Source organism: Luteibacter sp. 329MFSha (assembly GCF_900111665.1).
Taxonomy (GTDB): domain Bacteria; phylum Pseudomonadota; class Gammaproteobacteria; order Xanthomonadales; family Rhodanobacteraceae; genus Luteibacter.
This window is the reverse complement of sequence record NZ_FOJE01000002.1, coordinates 585,840-609,088: the sequence shown is the minus strand read 5'-3', so window position 1 is coordinate 609,088 and position 23,249 is coordinate 585,840. Positions and strand designations below refer to the sequence as shown.

Here is a 23,249-nt window from a genome sequence, read left to right as displayed (position 1 = left end):
CCTGCCGTTCGGGCTCATCCACCGTAGGAGCGCGCCCTGCGCGCGACATGTTTTCGCGAGGCGCCGCAGGACCTGAGGCTCACGGCCTCAAAAGATGTCGCGCGCACGGCGCGCTCCTACTTGAGCAGGGATAGCAGCCGCAGGTTGAACGCATGCTGCTGCGCCTGCCACTCGCGCAGCATGGCGGCGTCCGGTTCCGACTGGCCGTCCATCGCGCTGAGGCGGCGCTTCCACCAGGTGCGGTACCGGTAGAGGGATATCTCACCGGTGACGTCGCTGGCGACGATGCGATCCCGCAGCGCCCCGATGATCGCCGCGCCGTCCGCTTCGGTCATCACGCCCTGGTCCCAGTTCGTCATCGCGACTTCCGGCGCGAACGCGTCCTTGTCGATCGACAGGTAGACCGGTTCCTTCTGTCCGCGCTGGCTGCCCACGAACGCGTCGACCAGCGACCGTGCGTCGGCGAAGGCACGGAAACACGCGGCCAGGCCGAGCCGGGTCGCCCAGCTCACGTCGACACCGGTCGACCAGTAGGTGAGTTTTCCGGACCGCAGCGGGCCGAGGTAGTTCTCCCACGCGTGCGCGCGCCCGATGTCCTGCGACGTGATCCCGACGACGTGCACCTGCGACACGCGGCGAAGCATCGCGACGCGCCGGACCCACGAGCCGCAGTGCACGCCGAAGGGAAAGCGCATGTTGTCGGGATGGTTGTCGAGCACCACGACCTGCAGGGGCCCATCACCGGGCACGCGCTCGACCAGCGGCCAGGTCAGGTGATGGAAGTCGCCGCTGCCCAGGAACACGGTGCCGTGCTCGCGTGGAAGGACCGGACCGATCGCGGTGACGAGATGACGCAGCGAACGCAGCGAACAACCGAAACGGATCGCCTCTTCCCACGCGCGCAGGGACACGATCGATCCGCCGGGCAACGGTCCGACGGAGTCGTCCAGATCAAGAACGATCGGCGATCGCATCGGATGCTCCCCAGGCGCTCTCCGCTTCGAAACGGTGCGCGAAACGGCGCAGTACCACCCTGAGCAGCGGGTTGCGCACGTAGACCGCATGGCGGGTGAGGTGGAAGCGGGCGCCGAGCGACGCCTTCACGGCCGGGTCGGTCCAGCCGGCGACGTAATGCGACAGCCCGCGGCGCAGCGCGTACTCGAGGTTCACGAACCAGCTGACGAAGTAGAGGTCGGCGTCCCGGGCGGCGGGATAGGCGAAGCCCACGTACTTGTCGAGCAGCTTGCCGGCATGCTCATAGCAGAGGTTCCAGCCGATCAGCTCGCCGTTCACGCGGTACGTGAAGACGAGCCCTCCGGCATCGCGCAGCACGGCCGCGAAGAATTCGCGGGTCGGCTTGTCGAAATGGATGTCGCTCTGCGCGTGCACGTTCTCGAAGAGCGCGTAGAAAGCGTCGACGACGGCGTCGTCCGCGAACGCCGGGCCCGTCGGCACCTCGTCCACCTGCAGGCCATCGCGCGAACGCAGCTTGCGGCGCAGGTTCTTCCGGCGGGACGACGAGAGCCGCGCCAGATACTCGTCGATCGAGGCGAAATCGATGGGCACGTAGGCCAGCGCCTGGCCTTCGACCATGACGTAACCGGCGTCGCGCGCTGCGTCCACGAAACGCGCCGTCCACGCGCGCTCGGCCGGCGACGTCAGTGGCGAGTCCAGTGCGATGTCCTTGACGATGAACAACGGCTGCCGCCTTCCCTGCGCGTGCGCCCAGGCACGCGGAACCGCGGCGGGATCGTGCCGGGCGTCGAACAGCGCGTACTCGGAAACGGTGGTACCCGCGAAGCACGTGCGCAGGGTCAGCGACCGGCGGAGCCAACCGCGGAAGGGCGACGCATCCACGCGCCGGCGCAGGTCGTCGTCGGCGGTGGTGAGAAGATCGAAGGGCGCCACGAAAAGTGGCGCGCTATCCGCCGCGCGAACGGGCGTGAAGCCCTGCGGCGGATGGCGCTCGAAGTGCCCGAGCAAACCGTCCGGCTCGAGCTGGTTCACGAATGCCATCGGCTGGCTGCCGGGTATCAGCCGCGCTTGGCCAGCGTCAGGAGCTGGTCGAGCAGCGCGATGGCGAGGTCGATTTCCTCGTGGCTGATGTCGAGCGACGGGGCGAACGTGATCACGTTCTTGTACCAGCCGCCGACATCGAGCACGAGACCGATCTTCTTGCCTTCGTGAGTGAGACCGCCGGCCAGGCCGATGTCGACCATGCGGTCGAGCAGCGCCTTGTTCGGCGTGAAACCGTCGTCCGTGCAGATCTCGGCGCGCAGGGCCAGGCCGAGGCCGTCGACGTCGCCGATCTCCTTGTGACGCTTCTGCAGATCGCGCAGGCCGTCGAGGAAGTGCCTGCCCTTCTCCGCCACCTTCGTCTCGTAGTCGAGCTCGTGACCCATGCGGATCACTTCCAGGCCGAGGGCCGTGCCGAGCGGGTTGGAATTGAACGTCGAATGCGTCGAACCCGGCGGGAAGATCGTCGGATTGATCAGTTCCTCGCGTGCCCAGATGCCCGAGAGCGGGTTGAGGCCGTTGGTCAGGGCCTTGCCGAACACGATCACGTCGGGCGTCACGCCGAAATGCTCGATCGACCACAGCTTGCCGGTGCGCCAGAAGCCCATCTGGATCTCGTCGACCACCATCAGGATGCCGTACTTGTCGAGCACCTTCTTGAGGTCGATGAAGAAGTTCTTCGGAGGGATCACATAGCCGCCGGTGCCCTGGATCGGCTCGACGTAGAAGGCGGCGTACTCGGCCTCGTTGACCTTCGGATCCCACACGCCGTTGTACTCGGTCTCGAACAGGCGCTCGAACTGGCGCACGCACGCGTCGGAATACTCCTCCGGCGTCATGCCCTTCGGGCGGCGGAACGGATACGGGAACGGAATGAACTGCGCGCGCTCGCCGAAGTGGCCGAAGCGGCGGCGGTAGCGATAGCTCGACGTAATCGAGGACGCGCCGAGCGTGCGCCCGTGGTAACCGCCTTCGAAGGCGAACATCAGGCTCTTGCCGCCGCGCGCGTTGCGGACCAGCTTCAGCGAATCCTCCACCGCCTGCGCGCCACCGACGTTGAAGTGGCAGCGGCCGTCGAGGCCGAACTTACGCTTCGCGTCCACGGCGATCGTCTTCGCGAGCTCGATCTTGCCCTGGTGCAGGTACTGGCTGGCCACCTGCGGCAACAGGTCGATCTGGGCCTTCAGCGTATCGTTCAGACGCTTGTTGCCGTAACCGAAGTTCACGGCCGAGTACCACATCTGCAGATCGAGGAACGGGATGTTCTCGCTGTCGTAGATGTAGCTGCCTTCCGCGTGGCGGAAGATCTTCGGCGGGTCGACGTAGTGGACCGTGTCGCCGAACGAGCAGTACTTCGCCTCGTCCGCGAGCAGCGTCGCGTCGTCGATGACCAGTTCGGGTTGCTTGGTGAGGATGTTCATGCGGGAATTTCCTGAATGCTCGCCGCGTGGAGGGGCATGACGGTTCGCGGCGGCAGGCGCCCGTCGAGAAGGTCGGGAAGCAACGACAGCGCTTCGTCGAAGCTGGCGATGGGGGCGTATGGGATGCCGGCGGCGCGGCAATGTTCGATCAGGCGGTTCTTGGCGAAGACGAAGTCGACGCGATCGGCGGCGCAGAAGTCGGACGCGCCGTCGCCGATGAGGAGCGTCTTCCCGCCGCGACGGCGTGCGGCGTCGACGCGCGCGCATTTGCACGTACCGCTGCGGCAGCCGTCCGCGGCGAAGGGAGAGGTCAGCGTCCATGCGCGCGTGTCCGACTGCGCGAGGCGATTGGCGACGGTCGGCAGGCCGTCGATGCCGTGTCGCGCGAGGATGGCGTGGATCGCGTGATCGAGGCCGTCGCTGACGATTTCCATCGGGATACCGTGCTCGATCGTCGCCGCGACGAAGGCGGCGAAACCCTGGTCGATGTGGAGGCCATCGAGGTGACGGGCCAGTTCCTCTCGACTCATGTCGAGGAGCGCCACCTGTCCGGCCATGCAGGCGGCCGAGCCGATGAGCCCGGCGCGCCAGTCGCGCTCGAGCACTTCCCAGCCGGGGCGACCGTAGCGGTCGAGCAACGAGTCGATCACGTCCTCGACGGCGATCGTGCCGTCGAAATCGCACAGGATGTTCCAGGAAGGAGTGGTGAGCACGTCGTCTGCGCCATCGGCCAACATGGAGACGGAGCCTAGGCGTACATCCTTTCGAACCCCTTTCCCGTTTTCGAAAGCCTTTCGTAAGGCTTTGCGTGCCACGCTCGCGCTCGTCCCCGCGCTGAACACCCCCATGCGTCGTTCCTGCCCCGCCATCGCCGCCCTGCTCCTGGCCCCGTTCGCCGCGCACGCGGCCGACGATGACGCCCCGACCTACGCGTTCGGCGCCGGCGCGCAGCGCATGCCGTCGTGGCAAGGCGCGAAGGACCAGCGCACCCAGGCGATCCCGTACGTGGACATCGATCTCCCCGGCGTCGGCGAGCTATCCACGGCGGACGGGCTCACGCTCGACGCGATCGGTGGCGAGCACTGGCACGGCGGCGTCTACGGCAACTGGCTCTGGGGACGCACGCGCGGCGACCTCGGTCCGCTGGGTGGCAAGGTCGCCTCGCTCTCGCCGCGGTTCCAGGCGGGCGGGTATCTCGAATACGCGTTCGACAAGCGCTTCAGCGTCGGGACCCACGTCGCGCACGACACGGACGGCGCGGGCGGGTACGCCGCGGTTTATGCCGACTATCAGCTACCGGACGTGTGGTACATCCAGCATTCGCTCGAGGTGCAGGTGGAAGGCATGAACGGGCCCGCGATGCGGCGTTTCTTCGGCGTCAGGCCCGGCGAGGCCGCGGCACTGGGCACCTCCACCTGGCGACCGGGTGCGGGCTGGCAATCCGCCAACGTGGAGTACGACGCCTTCGTTCCGACGTCGCAGCACACCGGATTCGCACTGGCGGTGTCGTATGGACGTCTATTCGGCAACGCTGGCGACAGCCCGCTCGTCCGCCGCTTCGGGTCGACGCGACAGGTGACCGAGACGCTGGCGTTCGTCTACCACTTCTGACGACGGCTCAGCGGTCGTCGCGGGTCCAGATGGCGCCGTCGGATTCGCGGACCGGGAACACGGTCACCGGTTCGTAGGCCGGCGGGCAGGTGACGTCGCCCGTGCGCAGGTCGAAACGCGCGCCGTGGCGCACGCACTCCACCTCGTGACCGACGACCGGCCCGCCGGCGAGCTCGCCACCGTCATGCGTGCAGACGTCCTCGATGGCGTAGAGATCGCCGTCGACGTTGTACACGGCGATGGCCGTGTCGCCGTCCCACACCACCCGGAATTCGCCCGGCAGCAGTTCGCTGCGCGTGCCGACCCTCACCCAGCCGTTCATGCGAGGTCCTTCACGAGGTATTCGAAGCGCAGGTCGTCGCGCTGGGGAATGCCGAAGCGTTCGTCGCCGTACGGAAACGCGCCGTGGCGTCCGGTGCGGCGATAACCGCGCCGTTCGTACCACGCGATGAGTTCGGCGCGGATGTCGATCACCGTCATTTCCACCTGGCCGCAAGTCCATTCCTCGCGGGCGATGCGCTCCACCTCCTCGATCACGAGGCGGCCGATGCCCGTGCCCTGGGCGGGCGGATGCACGGAGAACATGCCGAAGTAGCAGGTGCGCTCGCGTCGTTCGATGTAGCAGGAGGCGAGGACCGCGCCGTTCCGCTCGAAAAGCACGAAGCGGCCGTTCTCGCCGGCCAGCAGGGTTTCGATCTCGTCGACGTCGGTGCGACGGCCGTGGAGGAAGTCGGCTTCGGTGGTCCAGCCGGCGCGGCTGGCGTCGCCGCGGTAGGCCGATTCGACCAGCGCCGCGATGAGCGGGGCGTCGGCGGCGGTGGCCTGGCGGAAGGTGTGCTTGGGGTCCATCGCCGGATTGTAGGTCATTCGCCGAAGTGACGACGCTCAGAGCAACAGCTTGCGCACCCGCCCGATCGCCTCGATGAATCCGTCCACCTCGGCCTTGGTGTTGTAGAAGGCCAACGAAGCGCGGAGCGTCGCCGGTACACCGAAGAACTGCATCAGGGGATGCGCGCAATGGTGCCCCGAACGAACGGCGACGCCCTGCAGATCGAGCAGCGTGGCCATGTCGTTCGCGTGCGCTCCCTCGATCAGGAACGAGATCACCGGTTCCTTTTCCTTCGCGCGCCCGAAGATGCGCAGGCCGGGGATGGCGTCCATCGCGTCGGTCGCGTACGCGAGCAGCTCCTGCTCGTACGCCTTGATGCGGTCGAAGCCGATGCCTTCCAGGTAGCCGATGGCCGCGGAGACGCCGGCGAAGCCGGCGATGTTCGGCGTGCCGGCTTCGAAACGGTGCGGCGGATCCGCGAACACCGTGCCCTCGAAGCGCACTTCGCGGATCATCTCGCCACCGCCGAAGAACGGCGGCATCGCCATCAGGTGCTCGCGCTTCGCCCACAGCGCGCCGGTGCCGGTCGGGGCGAGCATCTTGTGCCCGGTGATCGCGTAGAAGTCGCAGCCCAGCGCCTGCACGTCGATCGCGCGATGCGGCGCCGCCTGCGAGCCGTCGACCAGCAGCGGGATGCCGCGCTTGCGGCATTCGCGAGCGATCTCGCGGATGGGATTGACCGTGCCCAGGGCGTTCGACACATGCGTCACGCAGGCGAGCTTCACGTCCGGCGTCAGCATCTCGACGAACGCCTCGACGATCAGCTCGCCGTTCTCGTCGATCGGTGCCGCCTTGACCGTGGCGCCGGTGCGCTCGGCCACGAGCTGCCACGGCACGATGTTGGCGTGGTGTTCCATCACCGTGGTCAGGATCGTGTCGCCGGCCTTCAGCCGGGGCATGAGGTAGCTGTACGCCACGAGGTTGATCGACTGCGTCGTGCCCGAGGTCATGATCACCTCGTCGCGCGACGGCGCGTTGATGAACCGCGCGATGGCGTCACGGGCGCCCTCGTAGGCCGCCGTCGCCTCCTCGCCCAGCAGGTGGACGGCGCGCGACACGTTCGCGTTGTGCTCGCGGTAATGCCGATCGACGGCTTCGATCACCGCCAGCGGCTTCTGCCCCGTGTTGGCGTTGTCGAAATAGATGAGCGGCTTGCCGTGCACGGTGCGCGACAGCAGCGGGAAGTCGGCGCGGATGCGCTCGACGTCCAGCGGCGCGGCGAGGGTCTCGGGCTTGGCGTTCATGGCGGGCTCCGTGGGGCTCATTCGGCGGCGGGGCCGGTCGGCAGGTGCGCCACCAGCAGTTCGCCCAGATGGTCGCGCAGCGCCTCGTTCGGCAGCGACTCCAGCGCCGCGCGGCAGAAGGCCAGCGTCAGCAGGCTGCGCGCCTGGATCAGGGGGATACCGCGCGAACGCAGGTAGAACAGCGATCGCTCGTCCAGCTGGCCGATGGTCGCGCCATGCGCGGCCTTGACCTCGTCGGCGTAGATCTCGAGTTCGGGCTTCGTGTCGATCTCGGCCTGGCCGGAAAGCAGGAGGTTCTTGTTGCTCAACGAGGCATCGGTACCGTCGGCGCCTTCGGCGACCACGATCGCGCCGCGGAACACGCCGCGCGAACGGCCGTCGGCGATGCCGCGCCACAACGCGTCGGAGGACGTATCGCGCGCCTGATGACGCACTTCGAGCTGCGTATCGACGTGCTGGCGCCCCGCGAGGGCGAACACACCGCGCGAATCGAAGCGCGCGCCGTCGCCGTTGAGTTCGGCCTGAAGCTCGTGGCGGACCAGCGCACCGCCCAGTTCCAGCGCGTGCACGGTCGCCGCGGCGCCCGCGTCGAGACGCGCATGGTTGCGGCGGACGAGCGTCGTCGCCGACGAGGCGTCCTGCAACAGCACGAAACCAAGCCGGCCGTTCTCCCGGACGACGATGTCCGATACGACCGTGCCCAGCTGCGTGGCATCGCCCAGTGTCACGTAGTGCTCGATCACGTCCACGCTGGCGTCCTTGCCGACCTCGATCAGCAGGCGCACGTGCCAGGACGTGTCCGCCTGCGCACCGCTCGACGCGTGCACGACGTGCACGGGCTTCGTGGCGGCGACGCCGTCCGCGACGCGGAGCACGAGGCCATCGACGGCGAGACCGGCGTTCAGGTGCGCGAACGCGTCCGCGGCGCCATGCCGGTAACGGTTGGCGAGCGCGAAGCGCAACGGCTCCGGATTCCGCGCCAGCGCGGCGGCGAGCGGCTCCAGCGAGACGCCGGTCGCGCCCGTCAGCGACGAAAGATCGGCGCGGAAGGTGCCGTCGACGAAGACGACGCGGTCGCCGTCGACACCCGGCAGGGCGAGGCGCGCCGCGTCGACGGCGAGCGCGGCCGCGGCTTCGCGGTCGGCGAGCGCGAGCCCGCGCTGCGCCAGCGCGCGCAGCGGCGTGTATTTCCAGGCCTCATCACGGCTTTCGGGAAGTCCGCCCGCGGCGAATGCATCGAGATTCTCGCGGCGCGCGGCATCCAGCCATGCGATGCCGGTACCGGGAAGCGCGGCGGCGGCATCGAGCGCCGCCCGCACGAACGGGGACGGCGCGCTCGTCATGCCGGCTCTCCCGCGAGATCGGCCTTGCGCAGTTCCGGGTGCTTCTCGGCGAGCCAGGCGTAGCCCTGCTCCTCGAGCTTCAGCGCGAGATCCTTGTCGCCGCTTTCGACGATGCGCCCACCCGCGAGCACGTGGACGAAGTCCGGCTGGATGTAGTCGAGCAGGCGCTGGTAATGGGTGACGATGACGAACGAGCGATCCGGCGAGCGCAGGGCGTTCACGCCCTCCGCGACCTGCTTGAGCGCGTCGATGTCGAGGCCGGAGTCGGTCTCGTCGAGGATCGCCAGCTTCGGCTCGAGCACCGCCATCTGGAAGATCTCGTTGCGCTTCTTCTCGCCACCCGAGAAGCCTTCGTTCACCGCGCGGTGCAGGAGCTCGTCGGAGATCTGCATCACTTTCAGCTTCTCGCGCACGAGCTTCAGGAAGCGCATGGAGTCCAGTTCGTCCTCGCCACGGAACTTCCGCTGCGCGTTGAGCGCGGCACGCAGGAAGTACGTGTTGTTCACGCCGGGGATTTCGACGGGGTACTGGAAGGCCAGGAAGACGCCGACCGCCGCGCGTTCCTCGGGCTCCAGCGCCAGCAGGTCGCGACCGGCGAACTCGACCGAGCCCTGCGTGACCTCGTAGCCATCGCGTCCCGCCAGCACGTTGCCGAGGGTGGACTTGCCGGCGCCGTTCGGGCCCATGATGGCGTGCACTTCGCCCGGACGGACGTCGAGGGAGAGGCCTTTGAGGATCTCCTTGCCTTCGACGCGGGCGTGGAGGTTGTCGATCTTGAGCATGTGCATGACGTGGCGGTCCAGGAAATCGGGGCGTGGTTTACGAACGCGCTGCGAGCGCGGTGACGGGGCGAGGGATGGGCTGGCTCAGCCCACCGCGCCTTCGAGCGATACTTCGAGAAGCTTCTTCGCCTCGACGGCGAATTCCATCGGCAATTCGCGGAAGACCTGCTTGCAGAAGCCATCGACGATCATCGACACGGCGTCTTCCTCGCCGATGCCGCGCGAGAGGCAGTAGAACAGCTGGTCGTCCGAGATCTTCGAGGTGGTGGCCTCATGCTCCACGATGGCGCCCGGGTTCTTCACTTCCATGTACGGGAACGTGTGCGCACCGCACTTCTTGCCGATGAGCAGCGAATCGCACTGCGTGTAGTTGCGTGCGCCGTCCGCGCCCTTCTCGATCTTCACGAGGCCGCGGTAGCTGTTCGAACTGCGGCCGGCGCTGATTCCCTTGGCGACGATCTTCGACTTCGTGCCCTTGCCGATGTGGATCATCTTGGTGCCGGTATCGGCCTGCTGGCGGTGATGCGTCAGCGCCACCGAATAGAACTCGCCGACCGAGCGGTCGCCGCGCAGCACGCAGCTGGGATACTTCCACGTGATGGCCGAGCCGGTCTCCACCTGGGTCCAGCTGATCTTGGAATCCGCGCCGCGGCAGTCGCCGCGCTTGGTCACGAAGTTGTAGATGCCGCCGACGCCGTTCTCGTCGCCGGGGTACCAGTTCTGCACGGTGGAGTACTTGATCTGCGCGCGCTCGAGCGCGACCAGTTCGACGACGGCCGCGTGGAGCTGGTTCTCGTCGCGCATCGGCGCGGTGCAGCCTTCGAGATAGGACACGTAGGAGTCGTCCTCCGCCACGATCAGCGTGCGCTCGAACTGCCCCGTGTTCATCGCGTTGATGCGGAAATACGTCGACAGCTCCATCGGGCAACGCACGCCCTTGGGGATGAACACGAAGCTGCCGTCGGAGAACACGGCCGAGTTCAGCGCGGCGAAGTAGTTGTCGCCGACGGGCACCACGCTGCCGAGGTACTCGCGCACCAGGTCGCCATGCTCGCGGATGGCCTCGGACATCGAGCAGAAGATCACGCCCGCTTCGGCCAGCTCCTTGCGGAAGGTGGTGCCGACCGAGACGGAATCGAACACCGCGTCGACGGCCACGCCCGCGAGTTTCGCGCGCTCGTGCAGCGGCACGCCGAGCTTCTCGTAGGTTTCCAGGAGCTTCGGATCGACCTCGTCGAGCGACTTCGGGCCCGCCTTGGGCGCCGAGTAGTAGCTGACGCCCTGGTAATCGATGGGCGCGATGTCGAGCTTGGCCCAGTCGGGCTCCGGCATGGTGAGCCAGTGGCGGTAGGCGGCGAGGCGCCACTCGGTCATCCACTCCGGCTCGCCCTTGATCGCGGAGAGCTGGCGGACGATGTCCTCGCTCAGGCCCGGCGGGAGGCTGGTGGACTCGATGTCCGTGACGAAGCCGGCCTCGTAACGGCGGTTGAGTGCCGCTTCGACCTCGGCGTTGTCGCGCACCGGCGCTGCCACTTCGCGTGTCATGTTCTCGCTCTCGTTCATACGTTCGCCTGCGCGGTGGGGACCGCGTCCATGGCCGGCGCCTTGGGGCGCGCGGCCAGCATCTGTGCCAGCGTCATGCCGCGCAGCACGTTGTCGATCGCACCGGAGACGGACCGCCAGCTACCGCTGACGCCGCACTGCGACTGGCGATCGCACTGGCCATGGGCCGTGCTGCATTCGGTCATGCCGATCGGGCCTTCCATCGCCACCACGATGTCGGCGAGGCTGATCGCCTCCGCCGGCCGCGCGAGGCGGTACCCGCCGTTGACGCCGCGGAACGACTCCACCAGCCCGGCATGGCCGAGCAGCTTCAGGAGCTTGGAGACGGTGGGCAGCTCGAGGCGCGCCTCTTCGGCGATCTGGGCGGTGCTCAGAACGTCGTCGGGGTGCGCGGCGATGCAAGTCATCACCACCGTCGCGTAGTCGGTCAGTCGGCTGACACGGAGCATGGGGGAAGGGGTCTTGGAAACCAGACCAAAATGGTACTGTTTTCGCTCCCGCGTTGCAACGCGGCGCTCGGCCTTGTAGGAGCGGACCTGGCCGCGATGGCTCTTCGCGGGGCCTTGGAGCTGGCGCGCGAGGTTGCAGAGTGAGGCTAACGGCGTCGCGGCCAGGTCCGCTCCTACGGTGCGCCATTGCACCTGTTTTGGGCAATCGTCGTAGCGAAGTGGTGCATCTTCGCGGCAACGGAAGCCGCATGCCGCACCGCACAAGGCCTCCGCCGGCTGGCACGCATCCTGCTCTCACCTCCCCAGGCCAGCCAACGGGGAAACGCAGCCATGAAATGGATCAACGCGATCATCAAGCCCTTCACGCTGGACGACGTGCGCGAAGCGCTCGCCGAGGTGGGGGTGCAGGGGATGACGGTGACGGAAGTGAAGGGGTTCGGTCGCCAGCATGGGCATACCGAGCTCTATCGGGGCGCCGAGTACGTCGTGGACTTCCTGCCCAAGCTGAAGATCGAGATCGCCGTCACCGACGATCAGGTGGAACGCGCGGTAGAAGCGATCGGCACCGCGGCGCGCACGGGCAAGATCGGCGACGGCAAGATCTTCGTGATCGACCTCGAGCAGGCGATCCGCATCCGCACGCAGGAGGTCGACGCCGATGCGCTCTAAATCGCTGCTCGCCCTGCCCGCCCTCCTCCCGTCGCTCGCGTTCGCGCAGGCCGCGACGCCGAAGCTCGATTCGGGCGACACCGCGTGGATGCTCACGGCGACCATGCTCGTGCTGCTGATGACGATTCCGGGCCTCGCCCTCTTCTACGGCGGCATGGTGCGGGCGAAGAACCTGCTCTCCGTGCTGATGCAGTGCTTCGCGATCACCGCGCTCGTCACCGTGCTGTGGGTGGTCTACGGCTACTCCGTCGCGTTCGACGCCAGCGGCATGAGCGCCGGAACGACCAACCTGCACTCGTTCGTCGGCGGTTTCGGCCACGCCATGCTGGCGGGTCTCGCGCCCGGCTCCCTCTACAACACGATCCCCGAAGCGGTGTTCGTGATGTTTCAGATGACGTTCGCGATCATCACGCCGGCGCTCATCGTCGGCGCGATCGCCGAGCGCATGAAGTTCTCCGCGCTGCTCGTGTTCACCGCGCTGTGGTTCACGCTCGTCTACCTGCCCGTGGCGCACATGGTCTGGGGCGGCCCCGGTTCGTTCCTCGGCGACCTGGGCGTGCTCGACTTCGCCGGCGGCACCGTCGTGCACATCAACGCGGGCATCGCGGGTCTGGTCGGCTGCCTCGTGATCGGCAAGCGCCGCGGTTATCCGACCACGCCCATGCCGCCGCACAACCTCGGCTACACGCTGGTGGGCGCGAGCATGCTCTGGCTCGGCTGGTTCGGCTTCAACGCCGGCTCCGCCGTCGCGGCCAACGGCAGCGCCGGCATGGCCATGCTCGTGACGCAGATCGCCACCGCCGCCGCGGCGATCGGCTGGACCGTCGTGGAATGGCTCACGCATCGTCGCCCCAGCGTGCTCGGCATCGCTTCCGGCGCGGTCGCGGGCCTCGTCGCCATCACGCCCGCGGCGGGCACCTGCGGCCCTGGCGGCGCACTCGTGCTCGGGCTCGTCGCCGGCGTGGTCTGCTTCTTCTGCGCCACGCGCATGAAACGCTACTTCGGCTACGACGACTCGCTCGACGTCTTCGGCGTGCACGCGGTCGCCGGCATCCTCGGCGCCCTGCTCACGGGCCCGCTCGCCGCGCCCGCGCTCGGCGGCTTCGGCACCGTGACCGAACTCGGCCTGCAGCTGTGGATCCAGTTCAAGGGCGTCGCGTTCACCGTCGTCTACAGCGCCGTGCTCAGCTACGCGATCTTCAAGGGCATCGCCGTGACGATGGGCCTGCGCGTCGACGAGGAACAGGAACAGATCGGCCTCGACATCGCGCTGCACGAGGAGCGCGGTTACAACCTGTCCTGAGCGATGCGCCTCGCGAAACGCCCGGCAGCGACCGGGCGTTTCGCCCAGGAGATCACGGCCGCACGGCCGTGACCTCGATCTCCACCAGGAACGCCGGGCTGACGAGGGCGGCGACCTGCATGGTGGAGCGTGCGGGCAGGTTCGGCTGCGCGGCGGTGCCGAAGTACTGGCTGTACGCGGCGGTGAAGCCGGCCATGTCGAGCTTGCCGCCCTTCGCCGGATCGCCGACGAGGAAGACCTGCATCTTCACCACGTCGCCCATGGTCAGGCCGATGGCCTTGAGCTGCTTTTCGATGTTGCCGAGCGCGCCGAGCGCCTGCGTCTTCGTGTCGCCGTAGGCCTGGATGCTGTCCTTGGGCGCGTTCGCATCGGCTATCGGAGGAACGGCGCCGCTGACGAACACCAGCGTCTTGCCCGCGGGCACTTCGACGGCGCCGGCGATGGGGAAGTTGCTGTTGGGCAGCTTGTGCCGCACCACGTCGGATGCGGCGACGGGCGCGGCCATGGCGAGGAGCGTGGCGGCGACGAGAATCGATCGGGTCATGGTCAGTGGCCTCGGGAGCGGGTCGGAGTCGGTGGACGGAACGGCTTGACGTCGTCGGCCGTGAGGGCGTCGGTGTAGTGGTTGCCGAAGTGCGTGCGCACGTAGTTCACGACGTCGGCCACCTGTGCGTCGGTCAGCAGCATGCCGAACGGCGGCATGCCGCCGCGGCCGCCCATGACCATCGCGACAGGATAAGCCCGCGCGGCCAGCTTTGGATTGTTCGCAAGTGCTGGATAGTGCCCGGCGCCGACCGCACCCTTCGCGTCGGGCATGTGGCAGCCCTGGCAGATGTGCTGGAAGATCTGCTCGCCGGTGACCTGCGCCGCCTGCTTCTGATCGATGAAGGTCGGATCCATGGACTGCGCCGACGCGCCCGAGGCGACCGCGAATAGGACGAATGCCAGCGGCTTCATGCGCCTGCTCCGTTGACGGCGCGACGATGCAGCATGTCGATGGCCGCGAGGGATGAAAGGATGGCTCCTTCCTGCCACGCGGGCAGGTAGGAGGCGTGCTCGCCCGCGAGCACGATGCGGCCGTCCATCGAGCAGATGTCCGCGTAATGTTTCTCGCGCGCGTCGTCCGTCCACCAGCCGAAGCAGCCGAGCGTCGACGGAACGCGATGCCACGCCACCGCCATCCCGTTCTCGAACGCCTCGGGGAACTGCGGATGCACCTTCGCGCCGTACTCGATGGTCTTGCGGATGCGTGTCTCCGGATCGAGCGATGTGAACTCGTAGGCCTCGAGAAAGAACGCGTACGAGGCCAGCATCACGCCTTTCTTCGTGCCGATGCCGTGGCTAGGGTAGGCCATCATGCCGATCGGCAGGTCGGTCATGGTCACGCCGCCATAGATCGCGTCGTCCTCCTCCCAGAAGCGCCGCTTGAACTGGAGGCCGACCTTCGATGACGACATGTACGGTACGGCCGCGATCGCCGCCTGTTTCGCGGCGGAGACCTGGATCGGAATCTGGCTGAGGATCGACAGCGGGATCGTGCAGACGCACCAGTCCGCTTTCTCCTGACGCGTGGCGCCCGGTGTCCTGGCGTCCTCATAGCTGACCGTGACGCCGCGATCGTCCTGCGCTATCGCCGTGACCTTCGCGTCGTACTGGATTACCCCATCGCCGATCTCGCGCGCGAACGCCTTCGCGATCGCATCCATGCCGCCGCGCGGCTGGAGCATCGTCGGCTGGTAATCGTAGATCTCTGCCATGCCCAGCCCCGTCCACAACCGGGCGTTGAGCACGTCGGACAAACCGACCGGCTTCGAGAACTTCGGCGCGCCGTCGGGCCCGCCACCGGCGTCTTTCGCGTATCCGCGATGCGCGCTGCTGTCCGGGCCCTGCACGTAGCGATACTGCGCGTCGAGGCCGCCGAACTGGCGGAGCGATTCGAGAAGGATTTCCCGATCTTCCTTGCTCACGAGGTCGTCGAGGCCACCCTTCCCTGCGACCTTGGCGAGCAGGTCGGCGATACCACCATGGAAATCCGCCTGCACTTCGCGCATGCGCTGCGGTTTGCCGCCGAACGCGTCCTTACCGTAGATGTACGCGTTCTGGTTCACCTGGAGGAACGGTTCGAGCGTCACGCCGAAGCGTCGACAGTAGTCGAGGATGCCGTGATGGTGATACGGGAGCCGCCACGGCCCCGGATTGAAGTACAGGCCGTCGTCGAAGCGGCAGACCTGGCGGTGACCGCCGAGCTCGGTGAAGGTGTCGCCGCCTCGCAGTGTCCACGTACGCCCGCCGGCGCGCGCGTTGTATTCGAGCACCTTCACCTTGTAGCCCGCTTTCCCGAGCTCGTATGCGGCGACGAGACCCGCGAGCCCCGCACCCAGTACCAGGACAGTCCCCTTCCCCGTGCCCTGCAGTGGTGGTGGCCGCTGGTAGGTCGATTCGGCGGCGATACCGAGGCTGCTCATCGCCTGGTACATCACCGCACCCCCGCCGGCGAGGCCGATCATGCGCAACAGATCGCGGCGCGTGAGGGAAGCCGTGCTCGTCTCGTTCGCCATCGCATTACCCCGAAGGAACCCCTGTCGGCAGCATCCCAGATGTTGCGCTGCGGAACAACTGGGTTGGGAGTGGCGACAGCGTTGTGGGAGCGGACCTGGCCGCGACAGCTTTTCGCGAAGAGCAACAGGCCTGTGGCTCACGGCCTCAAAGGCGTCGCGGCCATGTCCGCTCCAACAAGGCTGAAGCTGTCGCGGCCAGGTCCGCTCCCACGACCGTCGCTGACACCTGTGGGCAAAGGCTCTAAGCTCGTGCGCAGCACCGCATACGCGAAGACCGCATGACCGCCACCGATCGTTCCGCCGCACGTCTCGCCTGGGCTCGCGAAGCCACCGGCGACGCCACTCTCGTCCTCGAACCGGCCTCCTCCGACGCCAGCTTCCGCAGCTACTGGCGCGGTCACGTCGACGGCCAGCCAGTCATCGTCATGGATTCGCCGCCCGAGAAGGAAGATCCCGCGCCGTGGATCGCCATCGGCAAGCGGCTCGCCGACGCGGGCCTCCACGTCCCCACGGTGATGGTGGCGGACGCGGCGCGCGGCTTCCTGCTGATCGAAGACCTGGGCACGCGCACGTACCTGCCCGAACTGAACGACGGCACCGTCGACGCACTCTATGGCGACGCGCTCGACGCGCTCCTGCGCATGCAGCTGCACATGGACACCGAAGGCCTGCCCGCCTTCAACCGTGAATGGCAGACCATGGAGATGGAGATCATGCCGCGCTGGCTGCTGCAGGAGCATCTCGGCGTCGACGTCGCCTGCGAGGAGTGGGACGTCGTCGAGCAGGCGTTCACCGCGATCATGCACGTCATCGCCGAACAGCCGCGTGCCTTCATGCACCGCGATTATCACAGCCGCAACCTGCTCGTAACGGACGAGCGCTCGCCGGGCATCATCGATTTCCAGGGGGCGATGTCCGGTCCGATCACCTACGATCTCGCTTCGCTGCTGCGCGACGCGTACATCGTGTGGGACAACGAACGCGTGGAAGGCTGGGTGGAAGCCTACCGCCTGCGCCTGCTCGATGCGCGACTGATCGACGAGACGGTCGACACGGATCGTTTCCGTCGCTGGTTCGACCTCACGGGCCTGCAGCGGCATATCAAGATCCTCGGACTGTTCTGTCGCCTGCATTACCGCGACGGCAAGCCCGGCTACCTCGCCGATCTCCCGCGCGTGCTGCGCTACGTGCTCGACACCGCGCGCCGCCACGCCGACGTCGCGCCGCTGGCCGACTACATCGAGGCGAAGATCGGCGGTCGCGACATCACCGTAGCGCGCGACGCATGAGGCACGCGCTGATCCTTGCCGCCGGGCTCGGCGAGCGCATGCGTCCGCTCACGGAACGGACACCCAAACCGCTGCTCGAGGTGGCCGGCAAGCCGCTCATCGTGCATCACATCGAGAAGCTCGTCGCTGCCGACGTGCGCTACATCGTGATCAACACGTCGCACCTCGCCGATCAGTTTCCCGACGCTCTGGGCGACGGTTCGCGCTGGGGCGTCCGCATCCGTTATTCGTACGAAGGTCCGACGCCGCTGGAAACCGGAGGCGGCATGCTCGCCGCCCTGCCCCTGCTGGGACCGGAACCGTTCATCGTCGTGAGCGCGGACATCTGGAGCGAGATCGACTATGCCGCGCTTCCCCGCGAGCCGGAGGGCGTCGCGCACCTCGTCATGGTTCCCAACCCGGATTTCCATCCGGCCGGCGACTTCGCGCTGGCGGCGGGACGGTTGTTCGAGGGCGGGGGCCCGCACGGCGCGGAGCGCCTGACGTTCGGCAACGTCGGCGTGTATCGCCGTGAGATCGTGGAAAACGAAGCGCCCGGGCGCTTCAAGCTGCTGCCCATGTATCGCAAGGCGATGGCGGAAGGCCGCCTCGCCGGCGAACGCTTCGACGGCTTCTGGCGAAATGTCGGGACACCCGCGCAGCTCGACGAGCTGCGCGGCGCCGTCGGTCGATAGAGGATCGGTTACTGCACCGTCTCGACGCCGAGTTCGCGCAAGCGCTCGTGTCCGAGAGTGAAAGCTTCGTTGAAGGCGCTGGTGATGTCGGCGAAGTCGTGGGACCCGGTCCCCGCTTCGATTTCTTCGCCGATGTGATCGAGGATGCGGTAGCTGCTGCGGTAGAGCTGCTCGCCCGCGTCGCCATGGTGCTTCACCGCCTTGGCGACTACCCGGTACTTACTGTGATTTTCCACTGCGTCTCCCTCCCCTGTGCCTCGATACTGCCGGGGGAAGATGACGGTTGCAAGTGACCGGACGATGGCTGTCCGGCCTAGCCGCCGTCGCCGACGTGGGCGACCGTGTTGGCCGGGGCGGCATTCGTCGTCGGCCCGGGCGTGCCGGGCATGCCCGCGCCGACATGCTCGGCCTCCGCCGGATGCGCCGGCGCCTCGGGTGCCACCGGCTCCGCCACGACGTCGGACGACAACGCGGCTTTCCGCGCTTCGTTCGTCATGACGACGATGCTGATGCGGCGATTGATCGCCGATGCCGGATCGGCCTTGTCGAACGGCACCGATGCGGCCAATCCGACGACACGCGCGACCTTGTCGGGTTGCATGCCGCCTTCGACGAGCGTGCGACGCGCGGCGTTCGCGCGATCGGCGGAGAGTTCCCAGTTGCCGTACGCGCTGTCCGCGCTCACGTAGCGCGCGCTGTCCGTGTGACCCGAGATGCTGATCGCGTTCGGTACCTGGTTCACGAAGCCTGCCAACTCATGCAGGATCTGCACGGTGTAGTTCTTCATCACGCCGCTGCCGGTATCGAACATCGGGCGGTTCTGCTTGTCCACGATCTGGATGCGCAGGCCTTCCGACGTGATGTCGAGCAGCAACTGATCCTTGTACGGGGCCATGGCCTGGCTCTTCGCGATGGCCTCCTGGAGGTCCCGCATCAGCTGTTCGAGGCGGCGCTTCTCCTGCGCCTTCGCCTGCTTGTCGATCTCCGCGGCGCTCGGCTTCGCGAACGCCTGCTGGTCGCCCGGGCCTTTGGGGAGGTCGAGCGCGCCGCCGAGCTTGATCATGCTCGTGCTCGCGCCACCCGGCCCCATCTTGCCCGACGGCGCCATGGTCGACTGACCCGGCGTCATGCTCGGGTTCTTGAAGTATTCCGAGATGGCGGCGCGCTGCTGCTTCGTGCCCGCGCCGACGAGCCACATCACGAGGAAGAACGCCATCATGGCGGTGACGAAGTCCGCGTAGGCGACCTTCCAGGCCCCGCCATGGTGACCGTGGCCCCCGCCCCGCTTCTTGCGGACGACGATGATCTGTTTCAGGTCGCTCATGGCCGCTTACCGGGCCGCCTTGAGATGGGCTTCGAGGTCCTGGAAGGACGGGCGGCTGCTCGACTTCAGCGACTTGCGCGCGAACTCCACCGACACCATCGGGTTGTAGCCGCGCAGGTTCGCCATGAGCGCGACCTTGACGCACTCGAAGGCCTTGCCGTCGGTGTTCACGCGGGCTTCCATCGCCGCCGAGAGCGGGCCGATGAAGCCGTAGGACAGCAGGATGCCGAGGAACGTGCCGACCAGCGCACCCGCGATGTGCTCGCCGATGACGGCCGCGTCGCCGTCGATCGACTTCATCGTGATGACGATGCCGAGCACCGCGGCCACGATGCCGAAGCCCGGCAGCGCGTCGGCCATCTTCTGCACCGCGAGCGCGGGCACCATGGCCTCGTGGTGGTGCGTTTCGAGCTCGACCTCGAGCAGCTGCTCGAGCTCGTGCGGGTCCATGCTGCCGCCGACGATGAGGCGCAGGCAGTCGGTGATGAAGTCAATCAGGTGGTGTTCGGCGACCAGGCGCGGGTACGCCGAGAACAGCGAGCTGTTCGCCGGATCCTCGATGTGCGCCTCCATGCCCAGCTGACCTTCCTTACGCATCTTCGTGAAGATGTCATAGAGCAGGGACAGGAGGTCGATGTAATCCTGCTTGCGGTACTTCGGGCCCTTGAACAGGGCCAGCGCGTCGCGTGCCGAACCCTTCACCACGTCCATGGAGTTCGCACTCACGAACGCGCCCAGGGCGGCACCGAAGATGATGAGCAGCTCGTAAGGCTGCCAGAGCGCGGCGATTTCGCCGTGCGAAAGCACATAACCGCCCAGTACGGAGACCAGGACGACGATGGAACCGATGATGACCAACATGACTACTTCCTCCCAGTCCTTTCACATATCGGCAGGGCCGGGACGAAATTGAGGCGGTGCACCATGTCTTTTTGGCAGCTTTCACTCCTCGCCATCGAGGGGCCCGGGATAGCGCGGGAAGACCAGCCGGATGCGCGTCCCGACACCCGTTTCGCTCTCGATCTCCACGCCGCCGCCGGCCTGCGCCACCGTGCCGTAGACCTGGGCGAGGCCCAGCCCGGAGCCGCCTTCCTTCGTCGTGAAGTAGGGCTCGAACAGGCGCTGCCGGACCTCCTCCGGCATGCCCCCGCCGGTGTCCGCGATGCTGACGAAAACCTGGCGGTACGTCGCGGCGTCCCGGGCGAACTCGGATAGCACGGGGCCTCCCTCGCGCTCGCCGACCTCGATCACCACCTGGCCGAACCCGTCCATCGCGTCGCGCGCGTTGAGGCACACGTTCATCAGGGCCTGCTCCAGGCCGTGACGGTCGACCCACACGGGCAGCGCCCCCGGCTGGCGGAACACCTCGACCCCCACGCGCCCTCCGAGCGCATGGCGGGCGAAGTCGGCGAACGCCATCACCAGGTCGCCGAGGTCCACCGCCTCGGGCTGCGAGTGCTGGTTGCGGGCGAAGGCGAGCAGCCGGCGGGTGAGCGCGGTGGCGTGCCGCGCGCCTTCCACCGCGTAGGTGACCATCCGGCGGTGGCGCGGCGCGAGCTCCTCGCAGTCGTCCTGCAGGCCGGAGAGGCTCACGATCACCGTCTGCAGCATGTTGTTGAAGTCATGGGCGATGCCGCTGACGAGCTGGCCGATGGCCTGCTGTTTCTGGGCCTGCCGGGCGCCCGCCTCCGCCAGTTGCCGCGCCCGGTTGGCCATGTCGAGTTGCTCGCGCACCCCCGCCAGCCGGCTTTCCGCATCCCGCCGCGCGCCGTGCTCGGACTCGAGCCGTTCCATCAGCGTGCCGTAACGGGTGGAAGCGGTGGCGGTGCTCGCGACCGTCTGGTTGAGGCGGTCCTGCATGATCTCGATGATCGACTCGAGCGACGTCTGCAGCTCGACGCGCTCCGTGACGTCCCGGCTGATGACGATGAAGTGATCGAGCTCGTCGTCGGCCACGACCGGCGCGACCATCACCTCCCACCAGCGCGCGGATCCGGCGCCGGGGTTGCGCGATCCGACGAAGTCGACACGCTCGCCGGCAGCCGCGCGATCGAGGACGCGCGCGACCATGTCCTGCGCTTCGGGCGGCCAGAGCTCGAGCCAGTGCCGTCCGATGAGCCGATCGGCTCCCTCGGGCGCGAGGGCCGCGCAACCGAGGCCCGCCACGAAGCGAATCACGCCGTCACGGTCCAGTTCCTTCATGCAGTCGGAGGATGCCTCCACGAACTGCCGGTACCGCCCGTCCCAATCACTCATGGCGTATCGCCGCTCGTCACCCTGAATGAGGGATATGACGCGCCGCGCCACGGGTCGCTGTCAAGACGGAATTTTCACGCAGGTCGCCGGATCAGCTTTCCGGCTGGGCGTCCGCGTCGTCGTCGAAGCCGGTTTCGCCCTCGGCGAACACCGGCGCCCCGTCGTCCTCGACGCCGAGAACCAGCCCCAGAGCCTTCTCGGCCGCCTGCGCCGCGCTCGCCTCGTCGCGGAAACTGCGGTTCTCGTACACCGCGAAATAGCTCGGATAGCCACCGTCCGCCGGCTGCGATATCAGCAGGGCGGTATAGCGGGAACCCTCGCGGGTCGCGCCACTGGTGAGGGTGAAACGGGGAAAGTCGCGTGCTGCCATGGGGCCGATGCCTCGTAAGGAACGGAAAGTCTAGCGCAGCCAGAGGCTTGGCCCACTTCCCGCACAAAAAACCTTATCAATCAATACAATGTTGAACAACCTCGCACTTGCCTGATGCGTCGTTCTACGGTATTCCGTACGTCAAGCGACGTCACGCCGTCTTCACGCCGTCGCGAAACAGGGGAAACACAGGGGCACCGCAGCATGAACCTCATCACCACCGCGTCGCCGTCCCGGCGTCTTGCGTGGGCCGTCGCATCCGTACTCGCCCTGGCCGGCATCGTCGGCCTGGCACTCGCGCCGCAGGTGGCGGCCGCGATCCCGAGGACGGGCATCCAGATGGTCTACGCCTGGCTCTGCGCATCACTGGTCGGCTCCGCGTACGTCGTGGTCACTCTGGCCAACGACGCCGAAGGCGCCACCGAGGACGGTGACGATTTCTGATCCCAGGGATGAGGGATGGCTCAAGAAAAAAGGCCCGTCTCGCGACGGGCCTTTTTTTTTGGCGCGGGAGCATCGCCGGATCAGGGGCGACGCTCGAGCTCCGGGTCTTCCTTGGTGCGCGGCATCAGGTCCTGCTTCGACACGCCCAGCCAGAGGAGGATCGGACTGGCGACGAAGATCGACGAGAGCGTACCGACCAGGATGCCGATCAGCATCGTGATCGCGAAGCCGTGGACCACCGGACCGCCGATGAAAAACAGCGCGGCCATCGTGATGCCGGTGAACAGCGACGTGATGATCGTACGCGACAGCGTGCTGTTGATAGAACGGTTGAGCACTTCTTCCGGCGTGGCGTTGCGGCTGGAGCGGAACAGTTCGCGCACGCGGTCGAACACGACGACCTTGTCGTTGATCGAGTAGCCCACCACCGCGAGCACCGAGGCGAGCACCGTGAGATCGAACTCGCGCTGCGTCAGCGCGAAGATGCCGAGCGTGACGAGGACGTCGTGCACTTCCGTCGCCAGCGCCGCGATCGCGAAGCGCTTCTCGAAGCGGATCCACAGGTAACCCATGATGCCGACGATGACGAAGATCACCGCGACGATACCGTCGCTGCGCAGCTCCTCGCCGACCTGAGGGCCGACGAACGAGCGGCTCTTCATCGTGACGTCGGGGCGGGTGGCCTTGAGCGCCGCGACCACGTCCGCGGCCACGCGCGACGCGGCCTCGTCGTTGCTGAGATTCGCCGCGCCCTTGTCGTCCTTCGGCTGCAGGCGCACGGAGAATTCGCGCGCGCCGCCGACGGCCTGCACGAGCGGATTCTCCAGGCCGGCGTGTTCGAGCGCCGCGCGGACGTCGTTCACTTCGGCCGGCGAGGCGTACTGCACGTCGACAGCGACGCCGCCGAGGAAGTCCTGGCCGTAGTTGAAGCCCTTCGTGAGGATCAGCGCGACCGAGCCGATCATGAGCAGGATCGCCAGACCGATGCTGTACTTGCGCAGGCCGAGGAAGTTGAAGTTCGAATTGTGGTTGAAGATTTCCATG

The 23,249-nt window shown here is 67.2% G+C and carries 26 protein-coding genes; 6 read left to right on the top strand and 20 right to left on the bottom strand.

Annotation, left to right across the window (positions count from 1 at the left end):
- Nucleotides 1–116: 116 nt before the first annotated feature.
- The 4 genes from BMW54_RS14050 to BMW54_RS14035 are packed head-to-tail and all read right to left on the bottom strand — an operon-like array spanning nt 117 to nt 4,150.
- Nucleotides 117–974 carry an arginase family protein gene (locus BMW54_RS14050; protein WP_090057045.1) on the bottom strand — a complete coding sequence of 286 codons (858 nt, stop codon included), beginning with the start codon at nt 972–974 and terminating at the stop codon, nt 117–119.
- A complete protein-coding gene (locus BMW54_RS14045) occupies nt 952–2,016 on the bottom strand; it encodes a GNAT family N-acetyltransferase (protein WP_090057043.1) in 1,065 nt (354 codons plus the stop codon). Before BMW54_RS14045 ends, BMW54_RS14050 begins: the two co-directional genes overlap by 23 nt.
- Nucleotides 2,017–2,033: 17 nt before the next feature.
- Entirely contained in the window at nt 2,034–3,437 is a 1,404-nt protein-coding gene (locus BMW54_RS14040) for an aspartate aminotransferase family protein (RefSeq protein ID WP_090057040.1), read from the bottom strand.
- Nucleotides 3,434–4,150, bottom strand: a complete 717-nt coding sequence (locus BMW54_RS14035; RefSeq protein ID WP_254779354.1) for an MtnX-like HAD-IB family phosphatase — start codon at nt 4,148–4,150, stop codon at nt 3,434–3,436. The genes BMW54_RS14040 and BMW54_RS14035 overlap by 4 nt, the downstream gene beginning before the upstream one ends.
- 133 nt (nt 4,151–4,283) lie before the next feature.
- On the opposite strand from BMW54_RS14035, the gene BMW54_RS14030 reads away from it, so the two are divergent.
- A complete protein-coding gene (locus BMW54_RS14030) occupies nt 4,284–5,048 on the top strand; it encodes a MipA/OmpV family protein (protein WP_090057144.1) in 765 nt (254 codons plus the stop codon).
- A gap of 7 nt (nt 5,049–5,055) precedes the next feature.
- Here the strand turns inward: BMW54_RS14030 and BMW54_RS14025 are convergent, their stop codons facing one another.
- The 7 genes from BMW54_RS14025 to BMW54_RS13995 all read right to left on the bottom strand — a co-directional run bounded on the left by BMW54_RS14025 (nt 5,056) and on the right by BMW54_RS13995 (nt 11,318).
- Nucleotides 5,056–5,370, bottom strand: a complete 315-nt coding sequence (locus BMW54_RS14025) for a non-heme iron oxygenase ferredoxin subunit (protein WP_090057036.1) — start codon at nt 5,368–5,370, stop codon at nt 5,056–5,058.
- Nucleotides 5,367–5,897: a GNAT family N-acetyltransferase gene (locus BMW54_RS14020; protein WP_090057142.1), complete on the bottom strand. Its 531-nt coding sequence runs from the start codon at nt 5,895–5,897 to the stop codon at nt 5,367–5,369. The genes BMW54_RS14025 and BMW54_RS14020 overlap by 4 nt, the downstream gene beginning before the upstream one ends.
- A gap of 36 nt (nt 5,898–5,933) precedes the next feature.
- Nucleotides 5,934–7,181 carry an aminotransferase class V-fold PLP-dependent enzyme gene (locus tag BMW54_RS14015; protein WP_090057033.1) on the bottom strand — a complete coding sequence of 416 codons (1,248 nt, stop codon included), beginning with the start codon at nt 7,179–7,181 and terminating at the stop codon, nt 5,934–5,936.
- 17 nt (nt 7,182–7,198) lie between these two features.
- Entirely contained in the window at nt 7,199–8,524 is a 1,326-nt protein-coding gene (sufD, locus tag BMW54_RS14010; RefSeq protein WP_090057030.1) for a Fe-S cluster assembly protein SufD, read from the bottom strand.
- Nucleotides 8,521–9,306 carry a Fe-S cluster assembly ATPase SufC gene (sufC, locus tag BMW54_RS14005; protein ID WP_090057140.1) on the bottom strand — a complete coding sequence of 262 codons (786 nt, stop codon included), beginning with the start codon at nt 9,304–9,306 and terminating at the stop codon, nt 8,521–8,523. The genes sufD and sufC overlap by 4 nt, the downstream gene beginning before the upstream one ends.
- 84 nt (nt 9,307–9,390) lie before the next feature.
- Complete coding sequence (gene sufB / locus BMW54_RS14000; RefSeq protein WP_090057137.1) at nt 9,391–10,851, bottom strand: Fe-S cluster assembly protein SufB; 1,461 nt, start codon at nt 10,849–10,851, stop codon at nt 9,391–9,393.
- Nucleotides 10,852–10,865: 14 nt separating this feature from the next.
- Nucleotides 10,866–11,318, bottom strand: a complete 453-nt coding sequence (locus tag BMW54_RS13995) for an SUF system Fe-S cluster assembly regulator (protein WP_090057028.1) — start codon at nt 11,316–11,318, stop codon at nt 10,866–10,868.
- A 330-nt stretch (nt 11,319–11,648) separates the two neighbouring features.
- On the opposite strand from BMW54_RS13995, the gene BMW54_RS13990 reads away from it, so the two are divergent.
- Both BMW54_RS13990 and BMW54_RS13985 read left to right on the top strand, forming a co-directional pair.
- Nucleotides 11,649–11,987, top strand: a complete 339-nt coding sequence (locus BMW54_RS13990) for a P-II family nitrogen regulator (RefSeq protein ID WP_090057026.1) — start codon at nt 11,649–11,651, stop codon at nt 11,985–11,987.
- Nucleotides 11,977–13,290: an ammonium transporter gene (locus BMW54_RS13985; protein WP_090057024.1), complete on the top strand. Its 1,314-nt coding sequence runs from the start codon at nt 11,977–11,979 to the stop codon at nt 13,288–13,290. Before BMW54_RS13990 ends, BMW54_RS13985 begins: the two co-directional genes overlap by 11 nt.
- 52 nt (nt 13,291–13,342) lie before the next feature.
- On the opposite strand, the gene BMW54_RS13980 is transcribed toward BMW54_RS13985, so the two are convergent.
- From BMW54_RS13980 to BMW54_RS13970, 3 genes are read right to left on the bottom strand one after another with little or no spacing between them, the layout of a single operon-like run.
- Nucleotides 13,343–13,834, bottom strand: a complete 492-nt coding sequence (locus tag BMW54_RS13980; protein WP_090057022.1) for a RidA family protein — start codon at nt 13,832–13,834, stop codon at nt 13,343–13,345.
- A 2-nt stretch (nt 13,835–13,836) separates the two neighbouring features.
- A complete protein-coding gene (locus tag BMW54_RS13975) occupies nt 13,837–14,247 on the bottom strand; it encodes a c-type cytochrome (RefSeq protein ID WP_090057020.1) in 411 nt (136 codons plus the stop codon).
- Nucleotides 14,244–15,848 carry a flavin monoamine oxidase family protein gene (locus tag BMW54_RS13970; protein WP_090057017.1) on the bottom strand — a complete coding sequence of 535 codons (1,605 nt, stop codon included), beginning with the start codon at nt 15,846–15,848 and terminating at the stop codon, nt 14,244–14,246. The genes BMW54_RS13975 and BMW54_RS13970 overlap by 4 nt, the downstream gene beginning before the upstream one ends.
- 278 nt (nt 15,849–16,126) lie before the next feature.
- Here BMW54_RS13970 and BMW54_RS13965 point away from each other — a divergent pair, with 278 nt between their 5' ends.
- Nucleotides 16,127–17,137: an aminoglycoside phosphotransferase family protein gene (locus BMW54_RS13965; RefSeq protein WP_090057016.1), complete on the top strand. Its 1,011-nt coding sequence runs from the start codon at nt 16,127–16,129 to the stop codon at nt 17,135–17,137.
- The gene (gene murU, locus BMW54_RS13960; RefSeq protein WP_090057013.1) at nt 17,134–17,811 is read left to right on the top strand and encodes an N-acetylmuramate alpha-1-phosphate uridylyltransferase MurU; all 678 of its coding nucleotides are present in this window, start codon (nt 17,134–17,136) and stop codon (nt 17,809–17,811) included. Before BMW54_RS13965 ends, murU begins: the two co-directional genes overlap by 4 nt.
- Before the next feature lie 8 nt (nt 17,812–17,819).
- Here the strand turns inward: murU and BMW54_RS13955 are convergent, their stop codons facing one another.
- The 5 genes from BMW54_RS13955 to BMW54_RS13935 all read right to left on the bottom strand — a co-directional run bounded on the left by BMW54_RS13955 (nt 17,820) and on the right by BMW54_RS13935 (nt 21,761).
- Nucleotides 17,820–18,047: a hypothetical protein gene (locus BMW54_RS13955; protein WP_139206110.1), complete on the bottom strand. Its 228-nt coding sequence runs from the start codon at nt 18,045–18,047 to the stop codon at nt 17,820–17,822.
- A gap of 77 nt (nt 18,048–18,124) precedes the next feature.
- Nucleotides 18,125–19,135 (bottom strand): flagellar motor protein MotB, encoded by a 1,011-nt coding sequence (motB, locus tag BMW54_RS13950; RefSeq protein WP_090057009.1) that lies wholly within the window; start codon nt 19,133–19,135, stop codon nt 18,125–18,127.
- Between the two features lie 6 nt (nt 19,136–19,141).
- Nucleotides 19,142–19,996 carry a flagellar motor stator protein MotA gene (gene motA, locus BMW54_RS13945; protein WP_090057007.1) on the bottom strand — a complete coding sequence of 285 codons (855 nt, stop codon included), beginning with the start codon at nt 19,994–19,996 and terminating at the stop codon, nt 19,142–19,144.
- Between the two features lie 81 nt (nt 19,997–20,077).
- A complete protein-coding gene (locus BMW54_RS13940) occupies nt 20,078–21,391 on the bottom strand; it encodes a two-component system sensor histidine kinase NtrB (RefSeq protein WP_090057005.1) in 1,314 nt (437 codons plus the stop codon).
- Between the two features lie 91 nt (nt 21,392–21,482).
- Nucleotides 21,483–21,761, bottom strand: a complete 279-nt coding sequence (locus tag BMW54_RS13935; protein WP_090057004.1) for a hypothetical protein — start codon at nt 21,759–21,761, stop codon at nt 21,483–21,485.
- 204 nt (nt 21,762–21,965) lie between these two features.
- Between BMW54_RS13935 and BMW54_RS13930 the strand changes: the two genes are divergently transcribed.
- Nucleotides 21,966–22,205: a hypothetical protein gene (locus BMW54_RS13930; RefSeq protein ID WP_090057001.1), complete on the top strand. Its 240-nt coding sequence runs from the start codon at nt 21,966–21,968 to the stop codon at nt 22,203–22,205.
- A gap of 80 nt (nt 22,206–22,285) precedes the next feature.
- On the opposite strand, the gene secF is transcribed toward BMW54_RS13930, so the two are convergent.
- The gene (secF, locus tag BMW54_RS13925) at nt 22,286–23,248 is read right to left on the bottom strand and encodes a protein translocase subunit SecF (protein WP_090056999.1); all 963 of its coding nucleotides are present in this window, start codon (nt 23,246–23,248) and stop codon (nt 22,286–22,288) included.
- Nucleotide 23,249 lies beyond the last annotated feature (1 nt).

Coding starts and splice junctions, on each gene's coding strand:
- BMW54_RS13985 (WP_090057024.1), top strand. CDS start 11,977: ATGCGCTCTAAATCGCTGCTCGCCCTGCCCGCCCTCCTCCCGTCGCTC.
- sufD (WP_090057030.1), bottom strand. CDS start 8,524: ATGACGAGCGCGCCGTCCCCGTTCGTGCGGGCGGCGCTCGATGCCGCC.
- BMW54_RS14025 (WP_090057036.1), bottom strand. CDS start 5,370: ATGAACGGCTGGGTGAGGGTCGGCACGCGCAGCGAACTGCTGCCGGGC.
- BMW54_RS14020 (WP_090057142.1), bottom strand. CDS start 5,897: ATGGACCCCAAGCACACCTTCCGCCAGGCCACCGCCGCCGACGCCCCG.
- BMW54_RS14015 (WP_090057033.1), bottom strand. CDS start 7,181: ATGAACGCCAAGCCCGAGACCCTCGCCGCGCCGCTGGACGTCGAGCGC.
- BMW54_RS13930 (WP_090057001.1), top strand. CDS start 21,966: ATGAACCTCATCACCACCGCGTCGCCGTCCCGGCGTCTTGCGTGGGCC.
- BMW54_RS14040 (WP_090057040.1), bottom strand. CDS start 3,437: ATGAACATCCTCACCAAGCAACCCGAACTGGTCATCGACGACGCGACG.
- BMW54_RS13995 (WP_090057028.1), bottom strand. CDS start 11,318: ATGCTCCGTGTCAGCCGACTGACCGACTACGCGACGGTGGTGATGACT.
- BMW54_RS13965 (WP_090057016.1), top strand. CDS start 16,127: ATGACCGCCACCGATCGTTCCGCCGCACGTCTCGCCTGGGCTCGCGAA.
- sufB (WP_090057137.1), bottom strand. CDS start 10,851: ATGACACGCGAAGTGGCAGCGCCGGTGCGCGACAACGCCGAGGTCGAA.
- BMW54_RS13990 (WP_090057026.1), top strand. CDS start 11,649: ATGAAATGGATCAACGCGATCATCAAGCCCTTCACGCTGGACGACGTG.
- BMW54_RS14050 (WP_090057045.1), bottom strand. CDS start 974: ATGCGATCGCCGATCGTTCTTGATCTGGACGACTCCGTCGGACCGTTG.
- BMW54_RS13970 (WP_090057017.1), bottom strand. CDS start 15,848: ATGGCGAACGAGACGAGCACGGCTTCCCTCACGCGCCGCGATCTGTTG.
- BMW54_RS13980 (WP_090057022.1), bottom strand. CDS start 13,834: ATGACCCGATCGATTCTCGTCGCCGCCACGCTCCTCGCCATGGCCGCG.
- murU (WP_090057013.1), top strand. CDS start 17,134: ATGAGGCACGCGCTGATCCTTGCCGCCGGGCTCGGCGAGCGCATGCGT.
- motB (WP_090057009.1), bottom strand. CDS start 19,135: ATGAGCGACCTGAAACAGATCATCGTCGTCCGCAAGAAGCGGGGCGGG.
- BMW54_RS14045 (WP_090057043.1), bottom strand. CDS start 2,016: ATGGCATTCGTGAACCAGCTCGAGCCGGACGGTTTGCTCGGGCACTTC.
- BMW54_RS13975 (WP_090057020.1), bottom strand. CDS start 14,247: ATGAAGCCGCTGGCATTCGTCCTATTCGCGGTCGCCTCGGGCGCGTCG.
- BMW54_RS13940 (WP_090057005.1), bottom strand. CDS start 21,391: ATGAGTGATTGGGACGGGCGGTACCGGCAGTTCGTGGAGGCATCCTCC.
- secF (WP_090056999.1), bottom strand. CDS start 23,248: ATGGAAATCTTCAACCACAATTCGAACTTCAACTTCCTCGGCCTGCGC.
- BMW54_RS14030 (WP_090057144.1), top strand. CDS start 4,284: ATGCGTCGTTCCTGCCCCGCCATCGCCGCCCTGCTCCTGGCCCCGTTC.
- motA (WP_090057007.1), bottom strand. CDS start 19,996: ATGTTGGTCATCATCGGTTCCATCGTCGTCCTGGTCTCCGTACTGGGC.
- sufC (WP_090057140.1), bottom strand. CDS start 9,306: ATGCTCAAGATCGACAACCTCCACGCCCGCGTCGAAGGCAAGGAGATC.
- BMW54_RS13935 (WP_090057004.1), bottom strand. CDS start 21,761: ATGGCAGCACGCGACTTTCCCCGTTTCACCCTCACCAGTGGCGCGACC.